Source organism: Niastella sp., from assembly GCF_045805085.1.
Taxonomy (GTDB): domain Bacteria; phylum Bacteroidota; class Bacteroidia; order Chitinophagales; family Chitinophagaceae; genus Niastella.
In genome coordinates this window covers 1-5,985 of record NZ_JBJMLX010000357.1, presented here as the reverse complement: position 1 = coordinate 5,985, position 5,985 = coordinate 1, and the positions used below count along the sequence as shown (strand labels likewise).

Annotated in this window: 2 protein-coding genes; both read right to left on the bottom strand. The window is 46.1% G+C overall.

What is annotated here, in order from left to right:
- The coding region (locus ACJ751_RS18525; protein ID WP_407747006.1) for a hypothetical protein at positions 1 to 289 on the bottom strand (289 nt) is incomplete at its 3' end.
- A gap of 48 nt (positions 290 to 337) precedes the next feature.
- Positions 338 to 5,985: hypothetical protein (locus ACJ751_RS18520; RefSeq protein WP_407747005.1), on the bottom strand; the 5,648-nt coding region annotated here is incomplete at its 5' end.

The window sequence follows — 5,985 nt, the reverse complement described above, 5'->3', positions numbered from 1 at the left end:
TATGCACCTGAATGGTGCATTGATCGTTGGTGACCGTTTCCACATCTTCCAGTGCAAACCGCATGTGATTCCTGTTCATGGCCACTTCGCCCGACATGGTATCGATGTAGCTATCAGGCTGGTTTTTATTGGCATACCGGTACAGCACATGAAAGCTCAGGAAGTTGGCCGACCTGTACGCCTGCTGCACCTGTTGCATAAACTGTTTTACTGCGTTGGTACTGTCTGCTGCATCAGCTGCAGTTGTAACGAAACAAACAGATAATACCAGGACGAAAATCTTATTCATTTTAAGCCACTTTTTCATTGCTCATTTTTAATTCCTTATTCTTAATTCCTACTGTTCTTTCGACAGGGCGCTTCTGCTTTCTTTGATCGTTTGTACGCCACGCTCTGTTTCCTTTTTCACCCGCACCAGCGTACCGTCATCGTCATATTCATAGAAGGTAGCATAGTTGTTCTCATCCAGTTCTGCCATCAACCGCAGGTTCACGGCATTGTATACAAACGATTTCATTTGTGCATTGAACGGATGAATGCGGATGTCGTCGAAATAGGTAGTAGCCGAGTCGGAAGCCGTTAGTGTCACCTTCATTTGGGTAGCATTGGCCGGAATGTCTACTACAGATTCGTACCGTTGCCAGCCTTCTACCAGGTTACCTGAAGGGTTCAGCGTAATGTTATTTACACTACCGCCTACTGTAAAGCTTACCACAATGTGGTTACGGGAATAACCTTTACACAAACAACTGTTGTCTTCTTTTACCCAGCCGCCAATGAGCACTTTTTTACCGGCTATGGGTGCAAAGCTGGGCACGATAGTGCTCTTTGAAGCCTTCAGGCCATTGAGTTTGGCGCCACAGTTGTCTGATTTCATATTAGCTGTAAGCTGCGGTACTATTTCATCTGACGCAACCTGCAGATCGGCGGTGATACCTACACCGGTATTTACATCCACCTTCAGGCTATAGAGTCCCGTATGGGCCTGTGCAGTGGTGAAACCAGTTTTAAACGCTGAGAAGTCGAATGGTTTGGCAACAGGACAGGCATTGTCACAGGTATTTGTTTCAAACCCATAATCTTCAAAACCTTCATAAGCGCCTTCCTGGTAATGGCTGTTTTGTAATACTGCTGTTGGCAGCGTTAAGCCATAGCCATAGATGCCTGCATTGTAGCGGCCCAGCGGATCTTTATTCTCCAGCTCAAATCCTTTGCGGTTAAACAAGGTGGTTTGGCTGTTCCATACCCAACGGGTGGTATCATAAGAAGGCACCCACTGGTTATTCTGCAAGATCCAGAATGGCGCAAAGTCTTGTATAACGCCATTGGTACGGGTATTGATGTAGCTCGAAGTATCAGATTCTATACGGCTGCCATAATATACATAGCCACGCAGCGGACGGAAATTACCCAGGATCCCGTATTGATATGGGTTAACGGTTGTATCGGTAATAGCGCTGTAACAACCGCTGTTATTTACATCTGTACATTGTCTGGTTGAATTATACCTTACTTCCAAACCAAAAGTATCGGGCATTGGCGGATGCATCACATACTTCACTTCCATCACCGGCCACTTGGCAGGATCAGCATACTTCTGCGAATACCAGGTTGAATAATAGTTTCCATAACCACTTTGCAGATAACCCGGCGGTTCTACAAATTCGCCGAAGGCACATTTTGAAGTATCGGCATGGAAGCCGGTTGCTCCTTGTGTAAGCATGAACGACGTAGCCGTATAGGTACCTATCCGGTAACCATCCACATATTCTTTTACATCGATGGTATCGTTCTGGAAGGGTACTGTTCTTTTTACTTCGCGGTACCAGTCACTATTATATACTTCTTCATGGTAACCAGACAATGGAATGGGTGAATACCAGCCGGCAACCAGCGATATGCTCAGGTTATCAACAGGATTTACCGAGTTGGCATTTGGCCACATGGGTGGTTTATGACCGCGTTGATCGGCCGTCAACAACAACCTGGCCGATAAGATCTCGGCGCTTTCGGGCACATCGTGAATTCTGGCGAAATCCATAATGGCCAGCGCATTCCGCTCATACCCACCCAGGTTAAGGTTGTTCTCCGTGATCAACCTGTCTGAAGCAGAGTCGATCACCGTTAACGAATCTTTGAAAGTAGGACAGGTTTGTGTTGACATCAGACTTGCAGAGAAATTCGGCGCTATGCGTACCGTGATCGTATCAGGCGACAGTATTTCTACATTGGCCTTTTTGAAGATCACGCCATCGGGCGTACAGCTGCCAACCGTATAATCGTAGTACGAGGCGCTGGAAGGCATCCGGCGGTACAGCTGTACCATCATATTTCCGATATAACATTCATATACTGTTTTTGTGGGATCGGCTGATACCGGTTTAAACAACTCATTCTTATTAGTATTCAACAAAGAACATTTTGTTATATCAAAGCCAGGTATTTCACCCGCTATTGCACCCACCGTTTTATAATCACTAAAGTCGTGTACAAATAATTCGTTGTTTTTTATCAGGTGGTCAAAGAAAGGCAGCATACAGCCGCAGGCCTCTTCCGCAAATTTGGCTGAATCACTATTGGTAGCAATGCAGCTCTTCGTGAGGTCAGTCTTTCTTTTATCGGCCACTTTCCAGTATTGCGCCATTTCACTGGCATCGGCAGTCACCACGTGGGTAGCGGTATCAAACACCAGGTGATAGTTGCCGTCCGTGCCGGTGCGTAAAGGACTGCGCAACGACACTACCGACCCTACGGAACCATTTATATTCCGGTGGCCCGACCGGATCACTTTCAGCGTAACATCGTTCCCCGAGAACGCCTTACCGTTCTTGTCAACCAGGTATAATTGCGGAGCGCCTCCGTGTACCAGGTTACTGTCTATTACCCATAATTTATAACTGTCAGCAAAGCTCGCTGTATCGCCAATTGCACAGCCTGTAGCGCCATAAGACTCCTTACTGTATACCAGCAGTTCATCGCCGCCTATCAGGTATTCGGTTGCATCATGGCCATTCAGACCATAGGTTATTTTACCATTTTTTACCTGCAGGTGCATCAGCAGGGCGTTAATGTTCTGGTAAGCCGGGCCAATACCTTTATATACCCAGTGTGAAGGATAACTAAACTGGTAAATGGGGTCGTTAAATTCATTTTGTGTTCTGGTAAGCAGGGGATCGCCCGTTTCTGCATCGTACATCATATTTTTTGTACTCACCTTACTTCCCTTTTCAATATGCACCACACTGTCAATGATGCCATACCGGTAGATCACTTTTGTCATGGCCGCCGAGCGGAACTGAGTGGTTTCCTTCTGGTACATCGGGATCAGGCTTGGAACGATGCCCGGAGCAGGACTGCCAGGGATCGAGAAGATGTCAACGTTCACTTCGGCATTGGCGCCAATAGTAACGGAAGTCTGGTCGCGCATATCGGCCATCAATTCCACATCTTTACCAATGATCGCCGTTGTATCTATCGTGCCATCCGGACTGATGGTGGTTACCACGTTACTCAGTTTCTTAGCGGTCACAACGTTATTATCAACGCGATAGAAATTCTCGGTATAGCTGATAAGCCCTACCGAATCGTTCTCCGAATAGGTGGCTTCTGAACGAAGCTTTCCATTCATATCGTTCAACTCCACTTTAAAACCCTGCGAAACGGTGAGGTAATTTTTTGCATCGATGCGCAGGAAGTTTCTCAGTGCAGGTTTATATCTCTTTTTGGTATCGTTGTCAAATACGGAGTAGTCCCAGAGCGTGGGGAAATCATAGGTTGTATAAAACCTCGATTCGGTATAGCCATTGGCTGAACGGGTTTTATTGGTGTGAATACTTCTTACCCGCACATTCCGGTAACCGATGGACGCACCAGGGAAAAACGCTTCACCCAATGGTTCTTCACTATACATGGCGGCAGCGGGGGCCATTACAGATATTTTTTCCTGGTATTCTATTGGCAGGTGGAAAGGATTTTCCTCGGCGCCTATCGTAGGTTCCCAGGCCGCTACCCCACTACTGATGCGGGTAGGTACGCCATTTACATTCTCCACCATGGTGTAATCGTAATTCTGACCATAGATCGCCTGCTGCTGCTTCTTATCTTTCAACCGCGTCATTTTATCCCACGAGTCGTAAATAAGAACAGATTTTACGCGAATGCCACCACCTAATTTCTTCAGGGCAGGACTATTCAACCGTACATAAGAACGGGCCAGCGTGGCATGGGAAGCCAGGTTATTGAATCTGGCATTATCAAAGCCATCCATCGCAGCACTTACAAATGGCATTAAAGGAATAAGATTGGTTACAGCCGTGAGCACATTGAATTTATCACCAGGCTCCCTGTCAGGGTCTACCTTGGAAGGCAGGTTCAACTTCACGAAATTAATGGCGGCCTGGGCCAGCGGACTGTAACCGCCGCTGCCATCCCCAGCTTTGCTCACGCCGGCCACTTTGATCCATATGATATTCGGATCGCTGGTAACGCCATACCATTTACCATTGTTGTAGGCAAAGTCAGGGTCGGCATAACAGGAAATATATTCCGAACCGGAGCCCCATTGATCAGTAGGCATATTTACAGCCATCCGGAAATACAACTTCTTCAACCCATCCAGGTACCGGGTAAACAGTTCCTGGTCATTTGCTACCCTCACAGGAATTTTTACAAAAGCAAAAAGATTATCAGTGATCTTTAAAAATGGGTCCACTTTATACAGACTATTATCATTACTCAACGCCTTTGAAGAGCCAAAGCCTGTCAGTTGCATCATTTGGGTAGCACGCCTGTTTTGTACATACCCGTAATCGTCGCTTTCATACTTCACTTTTATTCCACCACCAGAAGGCAGTTTGATGGAATCCATGGTCCAGGCAGCCGCATTGTAAGCAGCCAGTGCACTATCCTGTAAAGCATAAGGATAATCAGCATTTGATACCGGATTGCCATTTATGATCCCTGGGTTTTGCCTGGGGTCTTTATAGGTACCCCATTTATCGGTTGCATTGGTTATGTAACGTGGGTTATTATTATGATAATAGAACTCATAAGGATTGAGTCTGCCCTTATCGTTGTTATTATAGGTAAACCAGATCCTTTTCAGGGTTAATTTACCCGAATCGTTACCGGTGCCTTTATACCTGTTAATGCCCCGGCACAACTCATATGTATAGTCAAAATGTACTGTTTTTACGGGAGTGGCGCCTGTACCTTTCACCAAAAACTCAGCTTTTGAATACAGGTTTATTTCTTTGAGGCAATAAGCTTTTCTATTGTTCACTTTGGTACCATCTTCATGGATCGCCAGCAGGTCTTCGCGGTCCTGCAGGGTAAAGGTGGCGATCATGGTCTTTGATTCAATAGAATGCAGGTACCACAATTCTTTTTTACCACTGATATAATTCGCCTTATCGTCGCGGCTATAAGTCTTCAATCCTTCCGCATAATTGGCGCTGTCGCTGTAAGGTGCCCGCCATTCGTAGGGACTGGCAATGCCAGCAGTTTTTGAATAATTGAATCGCACCGCATCGCCCTGGTCATCATCACTGATCCCATTACCTGTTATATCAACATAGTCGGGTGATAATATGCCTGTCAACAGGAAGGAGTGGGCATAGGCCGGGATCTCCTGCCGGCTGTAATAGCCCTGCTTACCACTGGTGTTTTGCGTACTGTTTTCAACCCCGCTAAAAGCAGTCAGCCCCGTGAGATTATTGCCATGACCATTCTCAACAGAAAAGTTCACTTCTTTTTGCTCGAGGTTATATACCGGAATACCATATACGTACCGGCGACCATCAGGGTTCAACACATCTATTTCCGAAATATGACTGCTTTTACGGAAATTATTCACCCGGTCTTCACGGGTAATCACATTGTCCACAATGGCCGTATCGGTAAATACGGGTGGATAATAGTGTTTTATATTAATCGTATCCTTATCTCCCGAATAATTATCCTTAGTGAATTTCTTCGTGGGATCCT